16 protein-coding genes are annotated in these 21,714 nt (G+C 49.6%); 6 read left to right on the top strand and 10 right to left on the bottom strand.

What is annotated here, in order from left to right; genetic code table 11:
* Positions 1–35: 35 nt before the first annotated feature.
* Positions 36–3,521 (bottom strand): chromosome segregation protein SMC, encoded by a 3,486-nt coding sequence (gene smc, locus FOC66_RS01225; RefSeq protein ID WP_003745856.1) that lies wholly within the window; start codon positions 3,519–3,521, stop codon positions 36–38.
* Between the two features lie 419 nt (positions 3,522–3,940).
* Between smc and FOC66_RS01220 the strand changes: the two genes are divergently transcribed.
* Entirely contained in the window at positions 3,941–5,317 is a 1,377-nt protein-coding gene (locus tag FOC66_RS01220) for a transferrin-binding protein-like solute binding protein (RefSeq protein ID WP_003745854.1), read from the top strand.
* A gap of 59 nt (positions 5,318–5,376) precedes the next feature.
* On the opposite strand, the gene FOC66_RS01215 is transcribed toward FOC66_RS01220, so the two are convergent.
* Positions 5,377–6,171: a thymidylate synthase gene (locus FOC66_RS01215; protein ID WP_003745852.1), complete on the bottom strand. Its 795-nt coding sequence runs from the start codon at positions 6,169–6,171 to the stop codon at positions 5,377–5,379.
* 412 nt (positions 6,172–6,583) lie between these two features.
* Here FOC66_RS01215 and gdhA point away from each other — a divergent pair, with 412 nt between their 5' ends.
* Positions 6,584–7,918 carry an NADP-specific glutamate dehydrogenase gene (gdhA, locus tag FOC66_RS01210; protein ID WP_003745850.1) on the top strand — a complete coding sequence of 445 codons (1,335 nt, stop codon included), beginning with the start codon at positions 6,584–6,586 and terminating at the stop codon, positions 7,916–7,918.
* 64 nt (positions 7,919–7,982) lie between these two features.
* Here the strand turns inward: gdhA and recG are convergent, their stop codons facing one another.
* The 4 genes from recG to grxC form a co-directional block, all read right to left on the bottom strand.
* On the bottom strand, positions 7,983–10,022 hold the full coding sequence (gene recG / locus FOC66_RS01205) for an ATP-dependent DNA helicase RecG (protein WP_036493777.1): 2,040 nt from the start codon (positions 10,020–10,022) through the stop codon (positions 7,983–7,985).
* Positions 10,023–10,271: 249 nt separating this feature from the next.
* Positions 10,272–13,316, bottom strand: coding sequence for a TonB-dependent siderophore receptor (locus tag FOC66_RS01200; RefSeq protein ID WP_036493548.1), 3,045 nt, complete (start codon positions 13,314–13,316; stop codon positions 10,272–10,274).
* 255 nt (positions 13,317–13,571) lie between these two features.
* Positions 13,572–14,006, bottom strand: coding sequence for a protein-export chaperone SecB (gene secB / locus FOC66_RS01195; RefSeq protein WP_003745844.1), 435 nt, complete (start codon positions 14,004–14,006; stop codon positions 13,572–13,574).
* Positions 14,007–14,027: 21 nt separating this feature from the next.
* Positions 14,028–14,285, bottom strand: a complete 258-nt coding sequence (gene grxC / locus FOC66_RS01190; protein WP_003684090.1) for a glutaredoxin 3 — start codon at positions 14,283–14,285, stop codon at positions 14,028–14,030.
* A gap of 237 nt (positions 14,286–14,522) precedes the next feature.
* On the opposite strand from grxC, the gene FOC66_RS01185 reads away from it, so the two are divergent.
* Positions 14,523–16,016: an Rne/Rng family ribonuclease gene (locus tag FOC66_RS01185; protein ID WP_003745843.1), complete on the top strand. Its 1,494-nt coding sequence runs from the start codon at positions 14,523–14,525 to the stop codon at positions 16,014–16,016.
* A gap of 57 nt (positions 16,017–16,073) precedes the next feature.
* On the opposite strand, the gene FOC66_RS01180 is transcribed toward FOC66_RS01185, so the two are convergent.
* From FOC66_RS01180 to FOC66_RS01165, 4 genes are all read right to left on the bottom strand, one after another.
* A complete protein-coding gene (locus FOC66_RS01180) occupies positions 16,074–16,742 on the bottom strand; it encodes a DUF3108 domain-containing protein (protein ID WP_036493544.1) in 669 nt (222 codons plus the stop codon).
* Positions 16,743–16,772: 30 nt separating this feature from the next.
* A complete protein-coding gene (gene purN, locus FOC66_RS01175; RefSeq protein ID WP_003745839.1) occupies positions 16,773–17,399 on the bottom strand; it encodes a phosphoribosylglycinamide formyltransferase in 627 nt (208 codons plus the stop codon).
* A 97-nt stretch (positions 17,400–17,496) separates the two neighbouring features.
* Positions 17,497–18,315: an FKBP-type peptidyl-prolyl cis-trans isomerase gene (locus FOC66_RS01170; RefSeq protein WP_003745836.1), complete on the bottom strand. Its 819-nt coding sequence runs from the start codon at positions 18,313–18,315 to the stop codon at positions 17,497–17,499.
* A gap of 160 nt (positions 18,316–18,475) precedes the next feature.
* The gene (locus FOC66_RS01165; protein WP_003745834.1) at positions 18,476–19,741 is read right to left on the bottom strand and encodes a Glu/Leu/Phe/Val family dehydrogenase; all 1,266 of its coding nucleotides are present in this window, start codon (positions 19,739–19,741) and stop codon (positions 18,476–18,478) included.
* A 421-nt stretch (positions 19,742–20,162) separates the two neighbouring features.
* Here FOC66_RS01165 and FOC66_RS01160 point away from each other — a divergent pair, with 421 nt between their 5' ends.
* The 3 genes from FOC66_RS01160 (at position 20,163) to FOC66_RS01150 (ending at position 21,672) form a co-directional block, all read left to right on the top strand.
* Positions 20,163–20,876, top strand: coding sequence for a phosphoglycolate phosphatase (locus FOC66_RS01160; protein ID WP_003745832.1), 714 nt, complete (start codon positions 20,163–20,165; stop codon positions 20,874–20,876).
* A 97-nt stretch (positions 20,877–20,973) separates the two neighbouring features.
* Positions 20,974–21,435, top strand: coding sequence for a recombination regulator RecX (recX, locus tag FOC66_RS01155; protein ID WP_003745830.1), 462 nt, complete (start codon positions 20,974–20,976; stop codon positions 21,433–21,435).
* A gap of 75 nt (positions 21,436–21,510) precedes the next feature.
* Complete coding sequence (locus FOC66_RS01150) at positions 21,511–21,672, top strand: hypothetical protein (protein ID WP_003745829.1); 162 nt, start codon at positions 21,511–21,513, stop codon at positions 21,670–21,672.
* Positions 21,673–21,714: the final 42 nt, after the last annotated feature.

The raw sequence follows: 21,714 nt of genomic DNA, 5'->3' as shown, positions 1-21,714 counted from the left end.
CTTCCTCATTCTTTCAGACGGCCTTTATTCTTACCTCAATTCGGTTCGGCCATTTCCAACGCCTGTTTGATGTCTACGGCAACGACGCGCGATACGCCTTTTTCCTGCATGGTTACGCCGACCAGCTGCTCCGCCATTTCCATGGTCAGGCGGTTGTGGGAGATGTAGAGGAACTGGGTTTGCGCCGACATTTCTTTGACCAGGTTGCAGAAACGCGAGGTGTTGGCGTCGTCCAGCGGGGCGTCGACTTCGTCCAGAAGGCAGAAGGGGGCGGGGTTGAGGCTGAACAGGGCGAACACGAGGCTCATGGCGGTGAGGGCTTTTTCGCCGCCGGAGAGGAGGTGGATGGTGCTGTTTTTCTTGCCGGGCGGGCGCGCCATGATGGACACGCCGGCGGTCAGGAGGTCGTCGCCTATCATTTTGAGGGTGGCTTCGCCGCCGCCGAATAAGGTGGGGAAGAAGGTTTGGACTTTGCCGTTGACGGCATCGAAGGTTTCTTTGAAACGCGCTTTGGTTTTGTCGTCGATTTGGGCGATGGCTTCTTCCAAAAGGGTGATGGCGGCCTGCACGTCTTCACTCTGGCTGCGGTAGTAGCCGTCGCGTTCGCGCGCTTCTTCGAGTTCTTGCAGGGCGGCGAGGTTGACGGCGCCGAGGGCTTCGATTTGCTGGATGAGGCTGCCGATGCTGCTGTTCAATACTTTCGGCGATTCTTTCGCCAACGCTTCGAGCGTGTCCAAATCGGCGGCGCGTTCGGTCAGGTTTTGATGGTAGCGTTTGGCGTTAATCAGGGCTTCCTGCTGCTGCAACAGGGCGGTTTGGGTGGCGGCCTGAAGCTGCGGCAGCTTGGTTTGCAGGGTTTGTACGCGGGCGTATTGCTCCCTGCCCTGCTCCTGAATCTGCGCGAGTTTTTCCTGTGCGGCGATGTATTCTTCGTCCAGCGTGTGCACGGCTTCTGTCAGCTCGTCGAGCTTGATGTGCTGCTCGTCGTTTTGGAACTCGGTTTCATAGGCGAGGGCAAGCTCTTGCTGGCGTTCCTGCCAGTCCAGGGTTTGCTGTTCGAGCCGGGCGATTTGCTGCTGGTAGTTTTGTTTTTGCTGGTTGAGCTTATGGACGGCAACTTCGGCCAGCCCGTATTGGCGGTTGGCTTCCAACAAGGCAAGCTGCGCCTGTTTCAGACGGCCTTGCTGCTCTTGGCGGCTGTGCGCGGTGGTCTGTTGTTGGTGTTCGAGTTCGGCGGCGGCTTCCTGCAAAGTAGCGATGTCGTCTGAAAGCCCGTCGGACGTGTGTTGCAACACGGTCTGTTCTTCCGCCAACTGCGCCAGTTCGCGCTCGATGTGTTCGCGGCGGATTTGCCCTTGGTTGGTGCGCGCCAGAAGTTCGGCGGCGCGTTGCTGCGCCTGGCTGTATTGGCGCGTGTGCTGCTGTTGTTGCTGCATCAGGTTTTTGTGCTGCACTTCGGACGAGCGCACGGCGGCTTCCGCCTGTTTGAACGCGGCTTCGGCGGCGGAAAGTTCGGGGGCGAGGTTTTCCAGTTCGGAAGCGATGCCGTCGAGGCGCGCTTTTTGGGCAATCAGGCTTTCCTGCGCGGGTTTGGCATAGAGCAGGACGCTGACTTTATCGACCTGATGGCCTTCGGGCGTGAGCCAGATTTGGTGTGCGCCCAAATCGCTTTGATGCGCGAGGGCGTAGCTCAAATCGGGCGCGCACAATACGCCGTCGAGCCAGTGGTGCAATGCCGTCTGAAACGGCGGCTGCGCTTGGATTTGGTTCAACAATGCCTGTACGGGCAGGGATTTTTTGATGCCGCCGGAGAGGTCGTCTGAAAGCCATGCCGCCTGCCCCTGCGGCAACGGCACGGGGGGAACGAAGCCAGACGGCACGCTACGGGCGTGCAGGCGTTCGGCAAGGATGACGGACAAGGCGTGCTGCCACTCGGCGGGCGCGGTGATGTGTTGCCACAGTTGCGGCGCGGCGGCGTGGTCGGTTGCCTGCCAGAAGTCGGCTGCTTCCTGCTGTTGCGACAGGATTTGCGACAACGCCTGCTGCTGCGCCTGCAAGGTGATGTGTTGCTGCTTCAGGCTTTGGAAGCGGTTTGAGGCCGTCTGAAACGCCTCGCGGGCGGCGTGTAGGGCTTCTTCGGCAGCAATGATTTGTTCTTCGTAATGCTCTTGCTGGCTTTGCAACAAGGCGGCGGCTTCCTGCGCGGCGGCGGTTTCGGCCTCGTCGGGCAGGTTCAGGGCTTGGTTTTCCTGTTTCAGACGACCTTTGCGCTCTTCGTGCTTGGCAACGGTTTGTTCGGCATGGGCAAGCTGCTGCTGCTTCAACGCCAGTTCGCGGCGGATTCGGTTTGCCTCGTCCTGCTGGGTTTGGAAGGCGGCATTAAGCGTGGCTTGGGCTTCTTCCAATTCGGGCAGACGCTCTTCGTGTTCGGCAACCTGCATCGCCCATTCCGCCAATTCGGTTTGCTTTTCTTCGGCCTGCAACTCGTTTTCTTCAAGCTGCACGCGGATTTGCTGCTGCTCCTGATGGATACGTTGCAACTGCGCCTGCGCCGCCTGTTTGTCGCGTTCGATGCGTTGGTGCAGGTTTTGCTGATGGCGGATTTGTTCTTCCAAACGGGCAATCTGCTCGCGCAACACGCCGCGTTTGTTGCTCAATTCGTGTACTGCCTGCTGCTGCGACTGCTCGGCAGTCTGCAAGGCGTGTACTTCGTCGTTTAACGCCTGAACCTGCGCGGCGGTTTCGTCCTGCTGCGCCTGCAAAGACTGATGCTGCGCGGTCGCCTTGTCGGCGGCGGCAAGCGATTGCTGCCATTGGGCGTAATCGAGTAAATCCTGTTGTTGGTTCAACTGCGCGGTCAGGGATTTGTAGCGTTCGGCGGTTTCTGCCTGTTTTTCCAACTTTTCCACCTGACGCGCCAACTCGTTCTGTAAATCGCCCAAACGCTGCAAATGCTCGCGCGTGTCTTTCAGACGGCCTTCCGTCTCCTTGCGGCGTTCCTTATATTTGGACACGCCCGCCGCCTCTTCGATATAGGCGCGCAACTCCTCCGGCCGCGCTTCGATGATGCGCGAAATCATCCCCTGCTCGATAACGGCATAACCGCGCGCGCCCACGCCCGTACCCAAGAACAAATCGGTAATGTCGCGGCGGCGCACGGTCTGATTGTTGATGAAATAAGTCGATTCGCCCTGACGCGTCAGCTGCCGCTTGATGCTCACCTCGGCATACTGCCCCCACGCCCCCTGCAAACTGTGGTCGCTGTTGTCAAACACCAGCTCCACCGAAGCCCTCGGCGCAGGACGGCGCGTCGCCGCACCGTTAAAAATCACGTCCTGCATACTCTCGCCGCGAAGCTGCTTCGCCGAAGCCTCGCCCAACACCCAACGCACCGCGTCAATCACATTCGACTTGCCGCAACCGTTCGGCCCGATAACCGCAACAAGCTGCCCCGGCACATGAATCGTGGTCGGGTCGGTAAAAGATTTGAAGCCGGAGAGTTTGATGTGGGTCAGGCGCATGGCAATGTTTCGAATCGGAAAAGAAGGCGTATTTTAACGGAAATACGCTGATTCGTTGAGAGAAAAGCATCCATAAAGTCCGACTGCTCTTTTATCTTCAAAGGCCGTCTGAAAAGTTTGTTAAAAAGAAACAGACCAGCTATCGAACTCACTAAAATATTCAAAATAAATTCATATAAAACAATTAACTAAAAAAATATCCACCCAACCACCTTCCCTTTGATTAATTTTTGTACAGAAATGAAAACAAACTGTTTATTTTTTTATGATTTATGGTTATTATCGGGCATTAAAGGTTTAAAAATCAGATAAACGATCTCTCCGACCTTTTCATCAAGCGAATAACTATACAGGGAATCTCATGTCACATCCAAACCAAACTTAAAACTATCGTTTTTACAGCCATCAGCGCAGCCATCTTGTCCGCATGCGGCGGTGGCGGAGGCGGCGGTTCATCTGCTTTAAGCACCGGCGCAACTCCTACCAATAATACCGGCAACTCTGCTGGCAATAATGGCAATCCTGCCAACAACAGCAATGCCAACACTCCGAAAGCGCCGTCTACTACGCTCACCAACAGTGCCGACAATCTTGCCAAACTGACCGATGAAGCTCCAATCGATCCGGCCAACATTACCCAGCCTTTGCACACACATTTCATCTCCTCCAAAGGTGCACAGCAATCCAACCCTAACGTACAAATCCGCAGAGATACCGCAGGCAAAATGTTCCAAACGGACAATCAAGACCGCAACCAAAATGGTCTGATCAGTTCTATTGACTTTAACAGCAATGATGAAGTCAAAATGGACGGCGTTGTATTGTTTAACAAGACCACTGATGGCAACGCAACCCAACCTACATGGACAAGCTACGCTTCTGTTATTGCCAAAGTATATTCAAAAGGCAATACTCAAACTGATGTCAGTGAACAAACGGGAAAAGAGAAAAATACCGAATTTGCATACGGTAAATCAACTTTGGATGAACGTATTGTTGAACTTTATAAGAAGTTAGAAGCTGAAAAAGAAAATCTAAAAAAAGAACAAAACTCAGAGTCTGGCCAAATTGATCATGACAAAATAAAGAAAATTGAAGCTAAAATTAGAGACTTAGACGCTTTATACAAAAAAAATCTGCAACATCGCACTAATCTGGCAACCTTTAATAAAATTGACAGCGATAATTTAGCCTACTTCCGCACCGATAAAAACGGCTTAGTTTTTGACAAACAATTCGATGGTGTTTATGTCATCAATTTTGATGACGGCACCAAAATTGTGTTGCATGATCCTTCTGCGGCCGGCTGGACATATCAAACCTTCGCGCATTACACCGATCCTAAAGGACATGTATACCAAGGCTACCAAAGCCTGGGCGATGAAACTGTCTTCACTACCCTGCCTGCTAAAGGTACAGCCACCTACAAAGGTATTTCCACTGCCTATGTGGTTACCGACAAGAACAATCGTCAGTTGACTTCCAATGTCATGGCTATCGTTGATTTCGGCCTCAAAGGTGTCCGTTTTGAAACGTCAAACTCACACTTCCATACTTTGGAAAATGGTAAGCGTGTATCCCAAGCAGATAAAAACTACGATTTCAAAGGTACGGCAAGCTGGAAAGACGGTAACCTCTTCTCCGGCAAAGTCAGCACGGCCGATGACAAGTTAAGTGGCAACCTGAACGGCAAATTCTACGGCCCCAATGCTGCAGAAATTGGCGGCACTTACGGCTTGAAAAACAAAGATGCAACCGAACACTTAATCGGTGGCTATGGCGCGAAACGTCAATAAACCTGCCTAAACAAAAGGCCGCCTGAAGTTTCAGACGGCCTTTTGTTTTTTAGCTTGGATTACACCGACACGGCGGCTTTGATGTGCGGATGCGGATCATAGCCTTCCAGCTCGAAGTCTTCAAATTTGAAGGCAAACAAGTCTTTGATTTCAGGGTTGATTTTCATGGTCGGCAGGCTTCGGAAATCGCGGCTTAATTGTAGTCGGGCCTGCTCGATATGGTTGCTGTATAAATGGGCATCGCCAAACGTATGGATAAACTCACCGGCTTCCAGGCCGCACACTTGCGCCATCATCATGGTCAACAATGCGTAGCTGGCGATGTTGAACGGTACGCCAAGGAAGATATCGGCGCTACGTTGGTAAAGCTGGCAGGACAGTTTGCCGTTGGCAACGTAAAACTGAAACAGCGCGTGGCAAGGCGGCAAAGCCATTTCATCGACCAAAGCGGGATTCCATGCGGACACAATCAGGCGGCGCGAGTCGGGATTTTTCTTAATTTGTTCCACCACATTGGCAATTTGGTCGATATGGCGGCCGTCAGGTGCGGGCCAGCTGCGCCATTGGTAGCCGTAAACCGGGCCTAAATCGCCGTTTTCGTCCGCCCACTCGTCCCAAATGGAAACGTTGTTCTCTTTCAGGTATTTGATGTTGGTATCGCCTTTGAGAAACCAAAGCAGCTCATGAATAATCGAGCGCAGATGCAGTTTTTTGGTTGTCAACAGCGGAAAGCCTTCACTTAAATCAAAACGCATTTGGTAACCGAACACGGAACGCGTGCCAGTGCCGGTACGGTCGGATTTGTCGATACCATTGTCGAGGACATGGCGCATAAGGTCGTGATAGGCTTTCATGGGTTTCCTTAATGTATGTGTTGTGGGAATTTGATGCATATTGTACCGAATTTTCAGACGGCCTGCCTCTCTGTCTGCAATGGGCTAACCCTTCCTCTAGACTTAGAGCATACCCATTAATAATGTTGACAATTTATCATTTGCTTACACGAAATTTTGAGCTAAATAAAATTTTTACAAAAAAATTTTGGAATTTTCTAGTTTAATTACTTAGAACTTTATAGCTTATTATTTTTAAATGTAAAATATAAACCATAATTTTTATTATAATTTAAAATATAATTCCATTTTTACAAATTGGTAAAAAAATAATGTCAACAATCTGGTCAAAATTTTTCTTGGCAAGTAAAATTTTTACAGCTATATTTCAAAACATAAATATTGAAACATCTCACTCAATAGGAGTTGAAAAATGACTGACCTGAACACCCTGTTTACCAATCTTAAACAACGCAACCCCAACCAAGAACCCTTCCACCAAGCCGTTGAAGAAGTGTTCATGAGTTTGGATCCGTTTTTGGCGAAAAACCCGAAATACACCCAACAAAGCCTGCTTGAGCGTATTGTTGAACCGGAACGCGTGATTATGTTCCGCGTCACTTGGATGGACGACAAAGGCCAAGTTCAAGTCAACCGCGGCTACCGTATTCAAATGAGCTCTGCCATCGGCCCTTACAAAGGCGGTTTGCGTTTCCACCCGACCGTCGATTTGGGCGTGTTGAAATTCCTCGCCTTTGAACAAGTCTTCAAAAACGCGCTGACCACCCTGCCTATGGGCGGCGGCAAAGGCGGTTCCGACTTCGACCCTAAAGGCAAATCCGATGCCGAAGTAATGCGCTTCTGCCAAGCCTTTATGACCGAACTCTACCGCCACATCGGTGCCGATACTGACGTTCCTGCCGGCGACATCGGCGTAGGCGGCCGCGAAATCGGCTATCTGTTCGGCCAATACAAAAAAATCCGCAACGAATTTGCTTCCGTCCTGACCGGCAAAGGCCTCGAATGGGGCGGCAGCCTGATTCGCCCTGAAGCCACCGGCTACGGCTGCGTGTATTTTGCCCAAGCCATGCTGGAAACACGCAATGACAGCATCGAAGGCAAACGCGTATTGATTTCCGGCTCCGGCAACGTGGCGCAATACGCTGCCGAAAAAGCCATCCAACTGGGTGCAAAAGTATTGACCGTTTCCGACTCCAACGGCTTTGTCCTCTTCCCTGACAGCGGCATGACCGAAGCGCAACTGGCCGCTTTGATCGAGCTGAAAGAAGTACGCCGCGAACGCGTGGCCACTTACGCCAAAGAACAAGGCCTGCAATACTTTGAAAACCAAAAACCGTGGAACATCGCGGCCGAAGTCGCCCTGCCTTGCGCCACCCAAAATGAATTGGACGCAGACGCTGCCAAAATCCTGCTGGCAAACGGTTGCTATGTGGTTGCCGAAGGTGCGAACATGCCGTCAACTTTAGGCGCGGTCGAACAATTTATCAAAGCCGGCATCCTCTACGCTCCGGGCAAAGCCTCCAACGCCGGCGGCGTAGCAACTTCAGGTTTGGAAATGAGCCAAAACGCCATCCGCCTGTCTTGGACTCGAGAAGAAGTCGACCAACGCCTGTTCGACATCATGCACAACATCCACGAATCCTGCCTGAAATACGGCAAAGTCGGCGACAAAGTGAACTACGTCAATGGTGCGAACATTGCCGGTTTCGTCAAAGTAGCCGATGCCATGTTGGCACAAGGTTTCTAAACCTCTATCCAGCCAAACCAAAGGCCGTCTGTTTTCAGACGGCCTTTTTCTTTTCATACAAACTTTATACGCCCAAATAACCTTCCCTGCTGGAAAGCCATCTTGCCAAATGTGCTTCGACGATTTCGGGGTTTTGTTCAATCAGCAAGGGGGCGATTTCGCGCGCCTGTTCCAAGAGGTGCAGGTCTTCTTCGAGATTGGCGAAGCGCAGCATGGGGACGCCGCTTTGGCGCGCGCCGAGAAATTCGCCGGGGCCGCGGATGTTGAGGTCTTGGCGGGCGATTTCAAAGCCGTCGGTGTGTTCGTAAATGACTTTCAACCGCGCTTTGGCGAGTTCGCTCAAGGGTTCGGCAAATAGGAGGACGCACACGCTTTCTGCCGCGCCGCGTCCTACCCGTCCGCGTAATTGGTGCAGCTGCGCCAAGCCCATGCGCTCGGCGTGTTCGATCACCATCAGGGCGGCGTTGGGTACATCTACGCCGACTTCGATGACGGTGGTGGCGACCAATACATTCAGACGACCTACGGCAAACTGAGCCATGACTTCGGCTTTTTCGGCGGCTTTCATGCGCCCGTGTACCAAGCCGATGTTGAGTTCGGGCAATGCCGCCTGAAGCTGGGCTAGGGTTTCAGTGGCGGTTTGCAGTTGCAGGGTTTCGCTTTCTTCAATCAGCGGGCAGACCCAGTATGCCTGCTGCCCTTTGCGGCAGATGTTGAGGACGAAGCCTTCGACTTCGGCGCGGCGGACATTGTTGACGAGGCGGGTTTTAATCGGGGTGCGTCCGGGCGGCAATTCGTCGATGACGGACACGTCCAAGTCGGCGAAGAAACTCATGGCGAGCGTGCGCGGGATGGGGGTGGCGGACATCATCAGCTGGTGGACGTCGCGTCCTTTGTTTTTGAGGGCGAGGCGTTGGGCGACGCCGAAGCGGTGTTGTTCGTCCACAATCACCAAGCCCAGATTTTGAAACTCGACGTCGTCTGAAAACAGGGCGTGCGTGCCGACGGCGATTTTGACGGTGCCGTCGGCAAGTTTGGCTTTGGCTTCGTCTTTGGCTTTTTTGCGCTGACTGCCGGAAAGCCAGACGACTTCAAGACCTAAAGGCTCAAGCCATTGTTTAAACTTGATAAAATGCTGTTCAGCAAGGATTTCGGTTGGTGCCATTACAGCCACCTGCGCGCCGGATTCAATGGCGGTCAGCGCGGACAAAGCAGCAACAATGGTTTTGCCGCTGCCGACATCGCCTTGCAGCAGGCGGTGCATGGGGTGGGTTTGCGCCATATCGTGGAGGATTTCGGAAACAACTTTTTCTTGTGCATCGGTCAGGGCAAACGGCAAAGCATGACGCAAGGCTTGAGTCAATGTGCCGTCGCCGCCCAATGACGTCGCCGTGCCGCTGACACGCTTCTGTCGCGCCAAGCGCATGGAAAGCTGTTGTGCCAAAAGTTCGTCAAATTTGAGCCGTTGCCATGCAGGCAGCGTGCCATCTGAAAGTTGATGAATAGTGAAACTCGGCGGCGGAGAGTGCAAAAGGCGCAGGCTTTCAGCGAGGTGTGGCAGTTTCAGACGGCCTAATAAAGCATCAGGCAAGGTGTCGTGCAGCGGCGTAACGTCCAAGGCCGTCTGAATAATACGGCGCAAAGTGGGCTGGTTCAAGCCGTTTACGGTCGGATAAATCGGCGTGAGGCTTTCCGCCAAACCGCTGCTCTCGGCATCGCGGATTTTAGGGTGAATCATCTCGTCGCCGTGAAACCCGTGTTTGATTTCACCCACGGCGCGGATGCGCTTGCCGACCGCCATCTGTTTCTGGTTGCTGGCGTAAAAGTGAATGAAGCGCAAAAAAAGGACGCTGCCGGAACCGTCGGCGATTTGGACAATCAACTGCTTGCGCGGTTTGAACGTGACTTCCTGATGGATGACCTCGCCCTCAACCTGACACGGCACACCGATCGGCGCGTCCTTAATCGGCATGATGTGCGTCTCGTCCTCGTAACGCAGCGGCAGGTGCAACACCAAATCCCATGCGGTATGGAGGTTGAGTTTCTCTAGCTTCTTAGCGGAAACATCGGTGATTTTGAGCTGTTTTTGGGTTTCGGGCGTCATCTTAAAAGGCAGCTGATTGAAAGTTTGCTGTATTTTATCCGAAAACAAAAAGGCCGTCTGAACGCAATGTTTCAGACGGCCTTCAAAGCTGAATACTTGAAACAAATTAATATTTGAAAATACGCCGGCTATCGAATCAACTTCAGCCATTGTTAGGAAACAGCTTTCAAAAAAGAAGGATATTCAACCCATACTTTTATCAGGAATTTAGCCAATAATGTTTACATACCCAATCATTATCCATTCTCTCTAGAAATGCCAATCCAATTTCAGTTTGACTGTCCGCGGTTCGCCATAGAAATTGTTTTGACCTCGCGTACGGTTGTAGTTATTTTCAAAATACGTCCTGTCAGCCAAGTTAGTTCCGATCAGGCTGATTCTGCCGTGTTTGTGAAAGTCATATTGAACAAAGCCATCTATAAGTCCGTAGCCTCCTTGGCGAATATTGTAAAGGCTACTTGTGCGACTTTGCGCGGATATTCCGCCGCCCAAGGTCAATTTAGTTTGAGGCAAGCGGTAGCTTGTACCGAGGCGGAACATATGTACCGGCGTGAAGTTACTGAAGTTATACGGGTCGGCAGTCGTATTTTTCTCCAACCGCTCCGCATTGACTTCTGCAGCATTTTTATACTTGCTTTTGTTATATGTGTAGCCAACAAAAATACGCCAGTTTTCCGACAATTCGCCAGCCAATTCAAGTTCTGCGCCGCTACTCTTAACCTTACCCACAGGTTTGGCGATGGTTTGGAATGAACCTCCGTTACTACTAGTATCAGGAACAAATCCAAAATCGACAACGGTACGGTTTTTCTGCTGTAAAACAAACAAGGCAAGCGAAGCATTCAGACGGCCTTGCAGGAACGACCCTTTCCAACCTATTTCATAGTTAGTCCCGATGAGTGGTGGAAGAACGGATTTGCTGGTTACATCAACGTTATCCTGTTGTTTAAAAATCTTAGTATAGCTGGCATACAAGCTTTGTTGCGGTGTCAGGTCGTAGGTAATGCCTGCATATGGCGTGAACCGATGACTTTGCATTTTTGAGGTGTAGTGTTCTTTGTCGATTTTGTTACTACTCTCAGTTTGAAATGCCGTAGCAGGCTGGCCGTAGCGTACAGGCATTTCTTTGGTTTGTGTGGTTTCATAGCGCGTATAGTGCATACCGCCCAAGAGATGCAGACGGTTGGTTGCATTAAAGCGGGTGCTGACAGTCAAAGAATGTGTTTTATTCGTGTTAAGGTATTTCGAATAATTGTATAACGCCGGAACATGATCATCTGCAACCTGAACAGTTTTCCACAGCGGTATTTTCAGATATTGGTTTGCCCATTTCAAATTTCCCTCTTCATCCCGCTCCTGTATTTTGTTTCCATTTGCATCCAATTCGTAAACAGGATCTTGCACCATTACGCGTTCACCATTGTCGTTGACTGTCCAGACAGGCTTGCCCTCCGCATCCAAACGGGGAGTATATTTGGTAATATGCGCGCCACTGCATTCCGGCACATAGATTTTGTTATTACCTTTTTCGTTATAAATATGCCAATCTGGTTCGGCAATACCTTTTTCTAAAGGATTACGCTCCGGTCCATCGGGATGAATACCGCAACTGCCTGCACCTGCATAACCTTGAGGACGGACAAAATAACGGTTTTGATAGATTTCCGTATAAGCAGAACGGATTTTTTCATTGTTATACGCATAGCCGACAAAGAAATCATGTTCACGTCCAAGCAGGCGGTAGTTACCTGTCAGATCCAGCTTAAAGCCCCATTGCACATCGTGTTTGGTATAGTGCAACGGCATGAAGTTGTAACGGCGGTTGTATGTGCGGCGAAGATTGTATGCTGAGTCGTATAGACGGTTGGGAAACAGGCCTTCTGCATTGTTAACAATGCCTTGCTTTGCAAGCTCCTTATCAACAAACTCTTTTTTATCTACTTCTACACCCGGATCCTGCCAGTCGTTGCACAGGAAATCCAAACCAATGTCCTGCATACATTGATCAAAACCTGCCCGACGTGCTGCCGCCCTTTGGGAGCGATATTGTTCAAAAGCAGATGCATCGAAATGATGGGCAACGTAATCTGCTTTTTTCTCTTCATATGTTTTAGTGACGCCATCACGATATTCTTTTAATTTTGCCAATGCCTTGTCTTTAGGCTCAAAAGGAATAACCTCTCCCTTTTCGGTTAAGAAACCCGTTGCCTCAGATGCTGAAATACCTGCCGCGTGTTCGTTTTTCAGAAAAAATTGTCCGACTTTGGCATCTGAATCGTTACGCGTATAAGAAATTTCGGCATTAAGTTGCCATCCATTGTCAAAGACATGTTTGAAACCGGAAAAAATATTGTATTTATCAGCATTCAGGCGTGACCATGAGGTTTCACCCAAATAAGTTTTACGTGGCAATTTCAAAGGATTGTTACAGGCAGGACTGGAGCTGAAGGCCGCAGTTTTTTGATCCTCACAAGGTAAAATCACGCCGGCAAAATCGGGAATGTCTTTATTTTTCTGATAAGTGCCGCCCAATGTCAGCATACTGTTATCACTCAAATCCGTATCGATCACGCCATAAACCATGTCTTTCTTGTTCCATACACCCTCTTTAAAAGAACGGTGGTCCTCATGAACACCAACCAGCCTACCGCGTACCGTATGTTCATTATTCAAGCTTCCAGATACATCCAAAGCCAAACGCTTGCTGCCCCTATGGTCAGTGCTGATTTCACCGGTATGCTTAAACAAAGCTGTTGGCCGCTTACGGATTAAATTAATGGTTCCACCTGGTTCGGAATTGGATTGAGTAAGACCGGTTGCACCTCTGACAACCTCAATGTGATCATAAACAGCAAGGTCTGTGCTCGGAGAGACATCAATTTTTGCCGTATAGCCCGAACGTCCAGACACATTAGTGGTAATACCGTCTTCACCAATCTGATCAACATAGAAACCACGAGACAAAAAACGAGTTTGTAGACCCGAATCGCGAACCACGTTGATTCCCGTAGTGTTTTTCATTGCCTCTTCTAAAGAATATATTGCTTTATCATCTAGCTGCCGACGCGTCATTACGCTCACCGACTGCGGCGTATCCTTGCCTGAAATACGCAAGCCAGTCGCCGTTGCCATCGTTCCGATTGTATAAGACTGACTGCGCTCGGTATTCCTTTGTGCCTGCCGTTTGCCGCTGACCTTGACCGTATCCATATCTACATGTTCCACTTCTTGATGTCCCGTATCTGCAAAAACAGTTTGGCAAGGCAGCACTAATAACAAACAAATTGTTTTCATTTGAAAATCAGGTTTCACAACTATTTCCTTAATTAATAGAATCTACTTGCTGGATAAATTTCAATATGTTGATTTTAAATGGTATATAAACCCATTAAATTAAAATATTATCGTAATGATAAACGGTATCATTATATACTTATTACATTAATATATGAACTTTTTATTATAGATTTTTCTTATGTCCTAATTTTCAAATAAAAAAGGCCGTCTGAACGCAATGTTTCAGACGGCCTTAATTTAGATATAACGCGATTAAGCGTTAGCTTCCTGTTGTTGTTGGTAGATTGCTTCGAAGTTGATCGGAGCAAGCAGTACAGGTGGGAAGCCGGCGCGGGTTACGCTGTTGGAAATGGCTTCGCGTGCGTAAGGGAACAGGATGTTCGGACAAGCAACGCCCAGCAGCAGTTGTACGTCTTCTTCAGGAATGTTTTCCAGACGGAAGATGCCGCTTTGGGTAACTTCGTTCAAGAACATGGTACGCTCTTCATTCAGTTTGGCAGTCACGGTAACGGTAACGTCAACGCTGTAGAAACCGTCTTCCAGTTTGGTGTTGCCGGTAGAAACGCGCATATCCACTTCAGGCTCGCCTTGTTCCAAGAAGATTTGTGGTGCGTGAGGCACTTCCAAAGACAAGTCTTTTACATACAGACGCTCAACGCTGAATACGGGTTGCAATTCTTCGCTCATTTTATTTTCCTAAGTTAAGGGTTAAGGATTCAGTAATTCGTCCAACTTGCCTTCCTGCTGCAAGCGGTACAAATCGGTAAAGCCACCGACATGGGTGTCGCCGATAAAAATCTGCGGCACGCTGCGCTGGCCGGAAAGCTGCTGCATTTCGGCAAAAACTTCCGGATTGCCGTCGATGCGGATTTCGTTGATTTCTTTCACGCCTACCGCCTGCAACAGCCTTTTCGCCATGGTGCAGTACGGACAATACGGACCAGTATAAACAGTAACGGTTTGCATGATTTCTTCCAAAATACCAATGTTCATGACTATATGGGCATAAGCGTTATTTTACAAGTGTTCCCGCCGTACGGTTGTAAAAAACATTCAGACGGCCTCTTGGCATAAACATTTGTGCAGATGCGGAAAACCCATAATTAAAGTATGATAAGCGCTTTCGATGAATGACTTTTGCCATTTGTTTTTTTGAAGAAGAACACTTCGCAAAAGTTTTTCTATTCAAAATCAGGTATCCCCATGCTTTCAGGAATCCCCATCCCCAAGGACGCCGTGCGTCCGCCCGAAACCGTCCTCGTCAACATCACGCCGCAAGAAACGCGTGTGGCCGTTTTGGAAGAGAACAATATCTGCGAGCTGCACATCGAGCGCAACAGCGGCCACAGTTTGGTCGGCAATATTTATTTGGGCGTCGTCAAACGCGTCCTCCCCGGCATGCAAAGCGCGTTCATCGATATCGGCTTGGAACGCGCCGCGTTTTTGCACATCGTCGACGTCCTCGAACAACGCCGCAATCCGGACGAAACCCAACGCATCGAACACATGCTCTTTGAAGGCCAGTCCGTCTTGGTTCAGGTCATCAAAGACCCCATCAATACCAAAGGCGCGCGGCTTTCCACCCAAATCTCACTGGCCGGCCGTTTCCTCGTCCATCTTCCGCAAGAAGACCACATCGGCATTTCCCAACGCATTGAGGACGATGCCGAACGCAGCAGCCTGAGGGAGCGCCTCAACAACCTGCTGCCCGAAAACGCCTGCCACGGCTACATCATCCGTACCAACGCTGAAAACGCTTCCGATGCCCAGCTGCAATCAGACATCAACTATCTGACCAAAGTGTGGGAACACATTCAAAAACAGGCAAAAATCCAGCCGCCCGAAACCTTGCTCTATCAAGATTTGCCTTTGAGCCTGCGCGTTTTGCGCGATATGTTCAGCCTCGATACGCACAAAATCCTGGTCGATTCCACCGAAAACCACCGCCGCATGACCCAGTTTGCCGAACAATACGTTCAAGGCGCATTGGGCAGAATCGAGCTATTCAAAGGCGAACGCCCCCTATTTGAAACCCACAACATCGAGCAGGAAATCGCCCGCGCCCTGCAACCGCGCGTCAACCTCAACTTCGGCAGCTACCTCATCATCGAGTCCACCGAAGCCATGACCACCATCGATGTCAACACCGGCGGCTTTGTCGGCGCGCGTAATTTTGATGAAACCATCTTCCGCACCAACCTCGAAGCCTGCCACACCATCGCCCGCGAACTTCGCCTGCGTAATCTCGGCGGCATCATCATCATCGACTTCATCGATATGGCACAGGAAGTCCACCGCGAAGCCGTCCTGCAAGAGCTTGCCAAAGCCCTGAGTTTCGACCGCACCCGCGTCACCCTCAACGGCTTTACCAGCCTGGGCCTTGTCGAACTGACCCGCAAACGCTCGCGTGAAAACTTAAGCCAAATCCTCTGCGAACCCTGCCCTTCCTGCCAAGGCCGAGGCCGTCTGAAAACACCGCAAACCGTGTGCTACGAAATCCAACGCGAAATCGTCCGCGAAGCGCGCCGCTACGATGTCCAGGCCTTCCGCATTTTGGCCGCTCCAAATGTCATCGACTTGTTCTTAGACGAAGAATCTCAATCGCTGGCAATGTTGATAGACTTTATCGGCAAACCGATTTCGCTGGCAGTCGAAACCGCCTACACGCAGGAACAATACGATATTGTGTTGCTGTAAAGATAAAAGGCCGTCTGAAAACTTTTCAGACGGCCTTCTTGTTTGAGCAAATAAAGATTACGGTTTCACTACTTTACCGTTGATTTTGACGGAAGTCAGTTTCAGGTTGTAGGTTTTGCCGTCATCGGTATAGCTGATTTGTGCCGGGATATTGTCGATATCGGAAGCAAACGAGTAAGTAACGGTATCGTCGCCGCGGCGGACGCGATATTTGCTCACAGGCGTTGTACCGCCGTTCAGTTTATAGCTTTCGTTGCCGATTTTGTTCATGCTGCCGACAGTGTACAGTTTTTTACCGTTGGTAATTTTCAAACCTGACGGCAGGCGCACGTCATTGGCGGCCAGTTGCCATGCCAAAGTGAACAAGTCCATGGCCGGGCCGGATTTTTCGGTTTTCAAATCACCTGCTTTGCCGTAAGTGATGTTGCCGCCGGAGAATTTGGCCTCGGCATACACTTTGCCGCCGCGTACATCTTTGTAGTAAGACGGATTCAAGGTTGTGCCGTTAATGCTGCCGCCGGATTCAAAGCGGATATTGTAAAGCGGCACTTTGATGGTAGAGACGATTTTGTATTGGTTGCCGCTGCGTGTGAAGGTCATGGTCGCAGGAATACCGTAGCTGCCTGAGTATTGCAAAACGGCAGATTGCGGCAATTCAGCGGCTTGCGCGCCGACGGAGGCTGTGAGCAGGGAAAGTGTCAGCAGGGTTGTTTTAATCGGATTCATAATGTTTTCCTTGTGTGTATGGTGTTTCAATCAAGCCAGCAGGCTTTGACCGGCGGCATTGCGTTGTGCATTCAAAACGCGGTTGCCTTCGATTTTCAGACGGCCTGCAACAAAATCGGCAACGGCTTGCGGGAAAAGCCGGTGTTCAACCGTCAGCACGCGTGCGGCAACGTCGTCGGCAGTATCACCGTCCAAAATAGGCACAATGCCTTGCGAAATAATCGGGCCGCAATCCAGCTCAGGGGTTACGAAATGGATGGTGCAGCCTGCCACTCGGCAACCTGCTTCCAATGCGCGTTCGTGGGTATGCAAACCGGTGAAAGAAGGCAGGATGGACGGATGGATATTGATCAGGCGGTTTTCATAATGGGCGCAGAATTCCGGAGTCAAAATGCGCATAAAGCCCGCCAATACAACCAAATCGGGTTGATAGGCATCGATTTTTTCCATCATGGCCTGATCAAATGCCAGACGCGAGTCGAAGTTTTTATGGTTCAAACTGTCGGTGGCTATACCGCGCTCTGCCGCCCATGCCAATCCGGCTGCGGTCTCGTTGTTGCTCAATACGGCTGCAATGTTGGCATTGGGAATATCGGCATTCACAATCGCCTGCATATTGCTGCCGCGTCCGGAAATAAGGATGACGATATTTTTCATCATAATTCCTTGTTGGTTTGGAACAAAGGCCGTCTGAAACGGAATTTTTTCAGACGGCCTTTTATCCGTTGTTTAAGGGCGTAAGCCTTGATTCGGATTATTGAACTTTTTGTACGTCAACTTGTACTGGTTGTTGTGCGGCAGCGTCAGGTGCGCCGACTTTAACCAGTTTTACGTCGAATACCAAAGTGGCGTTCGGGCCGATTTTATCGCCGGCGCCCACTTCGCGGTAAGCCAATTTGGCTGGGATGTAGAATGTTGCTTCGCCGCCTTCTTTCAAGAGTTGGATACCTTCAGTCCAACCTGGAATCACTTGACTTACAGGGAAGCTGACTGGGCCGCCGTTGGCTTTGCTGCTGTCAAATACGGTACCATCAATCAGACGGCCTTCATATTCAACGGTAACCATATCGTCTTTAGTCGGTTTTTTACCTTCGCCTTCTTTGGTAATTTTGTATTGCAGACCGGAAGCGCTGGTTTTCACGCCTTCTTTAGTCGCGTTTTCTTTCAAGAACGCTTCGCCTTTTTCCAAGTTTGCTTTGGCATCTTCAGCACGTTTGGCAGCCGCTTTTTCTTGTTGCTCTTGCAGGAATTTCATCATCACTTCCTGAGCTTGGGCTTCAGTCATTTTGACTTCTTTGCCTTCAAACATGGCTTCCATGGCTTCGGTGAAGACTTTCAAATCGATTTCTGTGCCTTGGTCTTTCATTTGTTTCAATGAACGGCCGATGTCCACACCCATTGCGTAGCTGGCTTGTTGGGCAGTAGAACCGATGGCGGAAGCATCTGCAGTCGCATTTGAAGCTGCGGAAGCAGCAGGGGCATCTTTGGCGGCAGTGTCTTTTTGTTGGTTGCAAGCAGTCATCGCCAACAGAGCAGACAAAGCCAATGCGCTGAATTTGAAAGTTTTGTTCATGATTATGTCTTTTCCGGAAAGGTCAAAAAAGGGGATTATAGCTGAGTTTGATTGAAATGGAATCAAGGTGGATTAAAATTTGTAAAGGCTCTTATTAAAAACATCAAGGCCGTCTGAAAACAGGTTTCAGACGGCCTTGTCTTAGCTATCGGTCAACCGATTAATACCAACCGCGCAGTTTCATTGCTTTCTCAACACGACGGATACTCATCATGTAAGAAGCGGTACGCAGGTCAACATCGTATTCTTGAGCCAAGTTCCAAATATCGCGGAACGCACGGCGCAGAACCACGGTTTCTTTCTCTTGAACTTCGTCAAACTCCCAGTAGTAGCCTTGCAGGTTTTGTACCCATTCGAAATAAGATACAACCACGCCGCCGCAGTTTGCCAAAATGTCAGGAACAACCAATACGCCGTTTTGACGCAGGATAACGTCGGCTTCAGGAGTAGTCGGGCCGTTTGCGCCTTCAACCACGATTTTCGCGCGGACTTTGCCTGCATTTTCGGAAGTCAATTGATTTTCCAATGCACAAGGGGCGAGTACGTCCACATCCAAAGCCAGAAGTTCGGCATTGCTGATTTCTTTGCCGTAACCGGCTTCGTTGGTGATGAAGCCTTTTTCTTGGTATTCTTTGAACAGCGCTTCCATATCCAAGCCGTTTTCGTTGTAGATGGCAACGTCAACAGTAGATACGGCAACGACTTTCGCACCGGATTTGTGTGCATAGTAACCGGTGTGGTAGCCCACGTTACCGAAACCTTGAATGGCGTAAGTGGCACCTTTCACGTCTTTACCCAGTTTTTCCAAAGCTTGGACGGCGGCGAAGTTTACGCCGTAACCGGTGGCTTCGGTACGCGCCAAAGAGCCGCCGAACTCAACCGGTTTACCGGTGAATACGCCCGGTGCGGAATGTTTTACCACGTTTTCATAGGCATCAACCATCCAAGACATGATTTTGCCGTTGGTGTTCACATCTGGGGCGGGAATGTCGATTTTCTCGCCGATCAGCGGAGAAATGGCTTCGGAATAAGCGCGGGCAATGCGTTCCAATTCTGCTTCGGAATAATTGCGCGGATCCAAAGTGATGCCGCCTTTGCCGCCGCCGTAAGGAATACCGGCTACGCAACATTTGATGGTCATCCAAATAGACAGGGCTTTGACTTCGTCCAGATTCACATTGGGATGGAAGCGCACGCCGCCTTTGTAAGGGCCGACGGCGTTATTGTGTTGGGAACGGTAACCGGTGAAATTTTCTACTGTACCGTTGTCGAGTTTGACAGGGAAGTTCACTTCCAAAACACGTTGCGGCTTTTTCAAGATTTCAAATACTGCCGGGTCGGCATTCAGGCGATCGCAGGCAATTTTTACTTGTTTTTGTGCAATTTCAAACGGATTCAGTGTTTCTTTAACAGCAGATGCGGACATGTATTTTTCCTTTTCATACACATGATTAGACGAGAGCCATACTTGTTACTATATACAAAAACGGGAAAAAATGTAATAGCATGTAGTCAATAAAAAGCAAATCCATTCATTTATATATGAATTTAGTTTGAGGCCGTCTGAAAATATGGACGCCTTGACTCAAAATTTTCAGACGGCCCGGCCCCAATATTTCTCAAACCCTTTCCAAAAACGATACAAACTCTTTGTTTTTCAATACCTACCCAAGCTCCCTTTTTGTTGACAAAATCACTTCCGCCCTTCCCGACAAACAACCAATCCTACGCCTGCGAAAATTGTTAACAATTTAAACAAGCAGCCATTGGAAAATCGGCAAAACATCGGCAAATCGGGGAAATAATGCTAAAATAACGCCTTAAATGATATGACAGAAAGCTATTTAATGACCGCTGCTACTTTAGAACACGTTCAAGCCGTTGCTTTTGATTTGGACGGTACTTTATGCGATTCCATTCCGGATTTGACTACCGCAGCCCAAGCCATGTGCGAATACTTGGGTTTACCTGTTTTACCCACTCAAACGGTTGAAAGTTATGTCGGCGACGGCATCGGCAAGTTGGTTCATCGCGTCATCACCCATGATCGTGAAAAAGAAGCTGATCCTGAAATCTGGGAAAAAGGTTTTGTGTTCTTTATGAAATATTATCGCGAACACCTGAGCGACTTTACCCACCCTTACCCTGAAACCGAAGCCGGTCTCGGCCTGCTCAAGTCCTTGGGTATTCCATTGGTTGTCATTACCAATAAAAACGAAGTACTGGCTGTAGAGCTGCTGAAACAGCTCAATCTCGACGGCTACTTCAGCCTGGTTCTCGGCGGCGACAGCCTGACTGAGAAAAAACCCAGCCCATTGCCGCTTCAACATGCTGCCGAAGTTTTGGGCATCGATGTTGCCAATATGCTGATGGTGGGCGACTCTAGAAATGATATTCTTGCCGCCAAAGCAGCCGGTTGTTTCAGCGTCGGCGTAACATTCGGCTACGGCGACATGACCTTGCTCTCCCAAGACAAAGCGACCAAACCTGATTTGTTGATTCGCGCCCTGCCTGAAATCTACGAAAATCTGCAACCGCAAAAAAATAAAGACGAAGAATAATTCGGCTTTATTTTCAGACGGCCTTTTCGGCTATTTTCCCAATCAGGCCGTCTGAAAATGTAATTCAATGTAGTCACCTCACCCCCCGCCATATCCCATGAGACCCCCTAAAACCTTACGTGCCCGCGCCTTGGATATTCTTTCCCGTCAAGAAGTCAGCCGCGTCGGTTTGAAACGCAAACTGGCTCCGCACGCTGAAAGCGAAGAAGAATTGGAAAAGGTTTTGGACGAATTCGCCGAACGAAATTGGCAATCCGACCAACGTTACGCAGAAGCCTATATTCACAGCAAAAGCAACCGTTACGGCACGCTCCGCCTCAAACAAGCCTTGGCGCAACAAGGTATTGATGCGGATGACTGTCGAGAATTACTGCCCGACAGAGAGGACGAGCTGCAAACCGCCATTTCTGTTTTGCGTAAAAAATTCAAGCAAGAAGCTGAAGATTTGAAAGAAAAACAAAAACAAGCGCGTTTCCTTGCGTATCGTGGCTTTGGTGCAGACACCATTCAGACGGCCTTAAAAACCGCGTGGAATGAAGAAGAAGACTTCTATCAATAATCATTCCTACTTGAATCTTTACGGCTATCGGCGTACCCTTACGCTTTCATTCAATAATCCAATCAGAGCTTCATCATGTCCGACAAACCACACGATACATCCAACCCCCTACTCGAAGACGAACGCAAAAACCCTGTTTACCGCTTGGGTCAGGCAGTGGCCGGATTCATGTTGCTGGTTTGGGCCGGCGTTTTGGTCTTGGTTTTCTTCTTGGTTTTCCGATTTTGGTTGAGTTAAATCCAACCTGAAGCATTATTTTTCTTCAAAACAAACTGAAAG

Origin of the sequence: Neisseria mucosa, from assembly GCF_013267835.1 — a bacterium.
Classification (GTDB): Bacteria; Pseudomonadota; Gammaproteobacteria; order Burkholderiales; family Neisseriaceae; genus Neisseria.
Note: the sequence above shows the minus strand (reverse complement) of the source record. Positions and strands in the feature narration are given on the sequence as shown.

Coding starts and splice junctions, on each gene's coding strand:
- secB (WP_003745844.1), bottom strand. CDS start 14,006: ATGAGCGAAGAATTGCAACCCGTATTCAGCGTTGAGCGTCTGTATGTA.
- FOC66_RS01165 (WP_003745834.1), bottom strand. CDS start 19,741: ATGTCCGCATCTGCTGTTAAAGAAACACTGAATCCGTTTGAAATTGCA.
- purN (WP_003745839.1), bottom strand. CDS start 17,399: ATGAAAAATATCGTCATCCTTATTTCCGGACGCGGCAGCAATATGCAG.
- recX (WP_003745830.1), top strand. CDS start 20,974: ATGAGACCCCCTAAAACCTTACGTGCCCGCGCCTTGGATATTCTTTCC.
- FOC66_RS01150 (WP_003745829.1), top strand. CDS start 21,511: ATGTCCGACAAACCACACGATACATCCAACCCCCTACTCGAAGACGAA.
- FOC66_RS01200 (WP_036493548.1), bottom strand. CDS start 13,316: ATGAAAACAATTTGTTTGTTATTAGTGCTGCCTTGCCAAACTGTTTTT.
- recG (WP_036493777.1), bottom strand. CDS start 10,022: ATGACGCCCGAAACCCAAAAACAGCTCAAAATCACCGATGTTTCCGCT.
- gdhA (WP_003745850.1), top strand. CDS start 6,584: ATGACTGACCTGAACACCCTGTTTACCAATCTTAAACAACGCAACCCC.
- grxC (WP_003684090.1), bottom strand. CDS start 14,285: ATGCAAACCGTTACTGTTTATACTGGTCCGTATTGTCCGTACTGCACC.
- smc (WP_003745856.1), bottom strand. CDS start 3,521: ATGCGCCTGACCCACATCAAACTCTCCGGCTTCAAATCTTTTACCGAC.
- FOC66_RS01170 (WP_003745836.1), bottom strand. CDS start 18,315: ATGAACAAAACTTTCAAATTCAGCGCATTGGCTTTGTCTGCTCTGTTG.
- FOC66_RS01215 (WP_003745852.1), bottom strand. CDS start 6,171: ATGAAAGCCTATCACGACCTTATGCGCCATGTCCTCGACAATGGTATC.
- FOC66_RS01185 (WP_003745843.1), top strand. CDS start 14,523: ATGCTTTCAGGAATCCCCATCCCCAAGGACGCCGTGCGTCCGCCCGAA.
- FOC66_RS01180 (WP_036493544.1), bottom strand. CDS start 16,742: ATGAATCCGATTAAAACAACCCTGCTGACACTTTCCCTGCTCACAGCC.
- FOC66_RS01160 (WP_003745832.1), top strand. CDS start 20,163: ATGACCGCTGCTACTTTAGAACACGTTCAAGCCGTTGCTTTTGATTTG.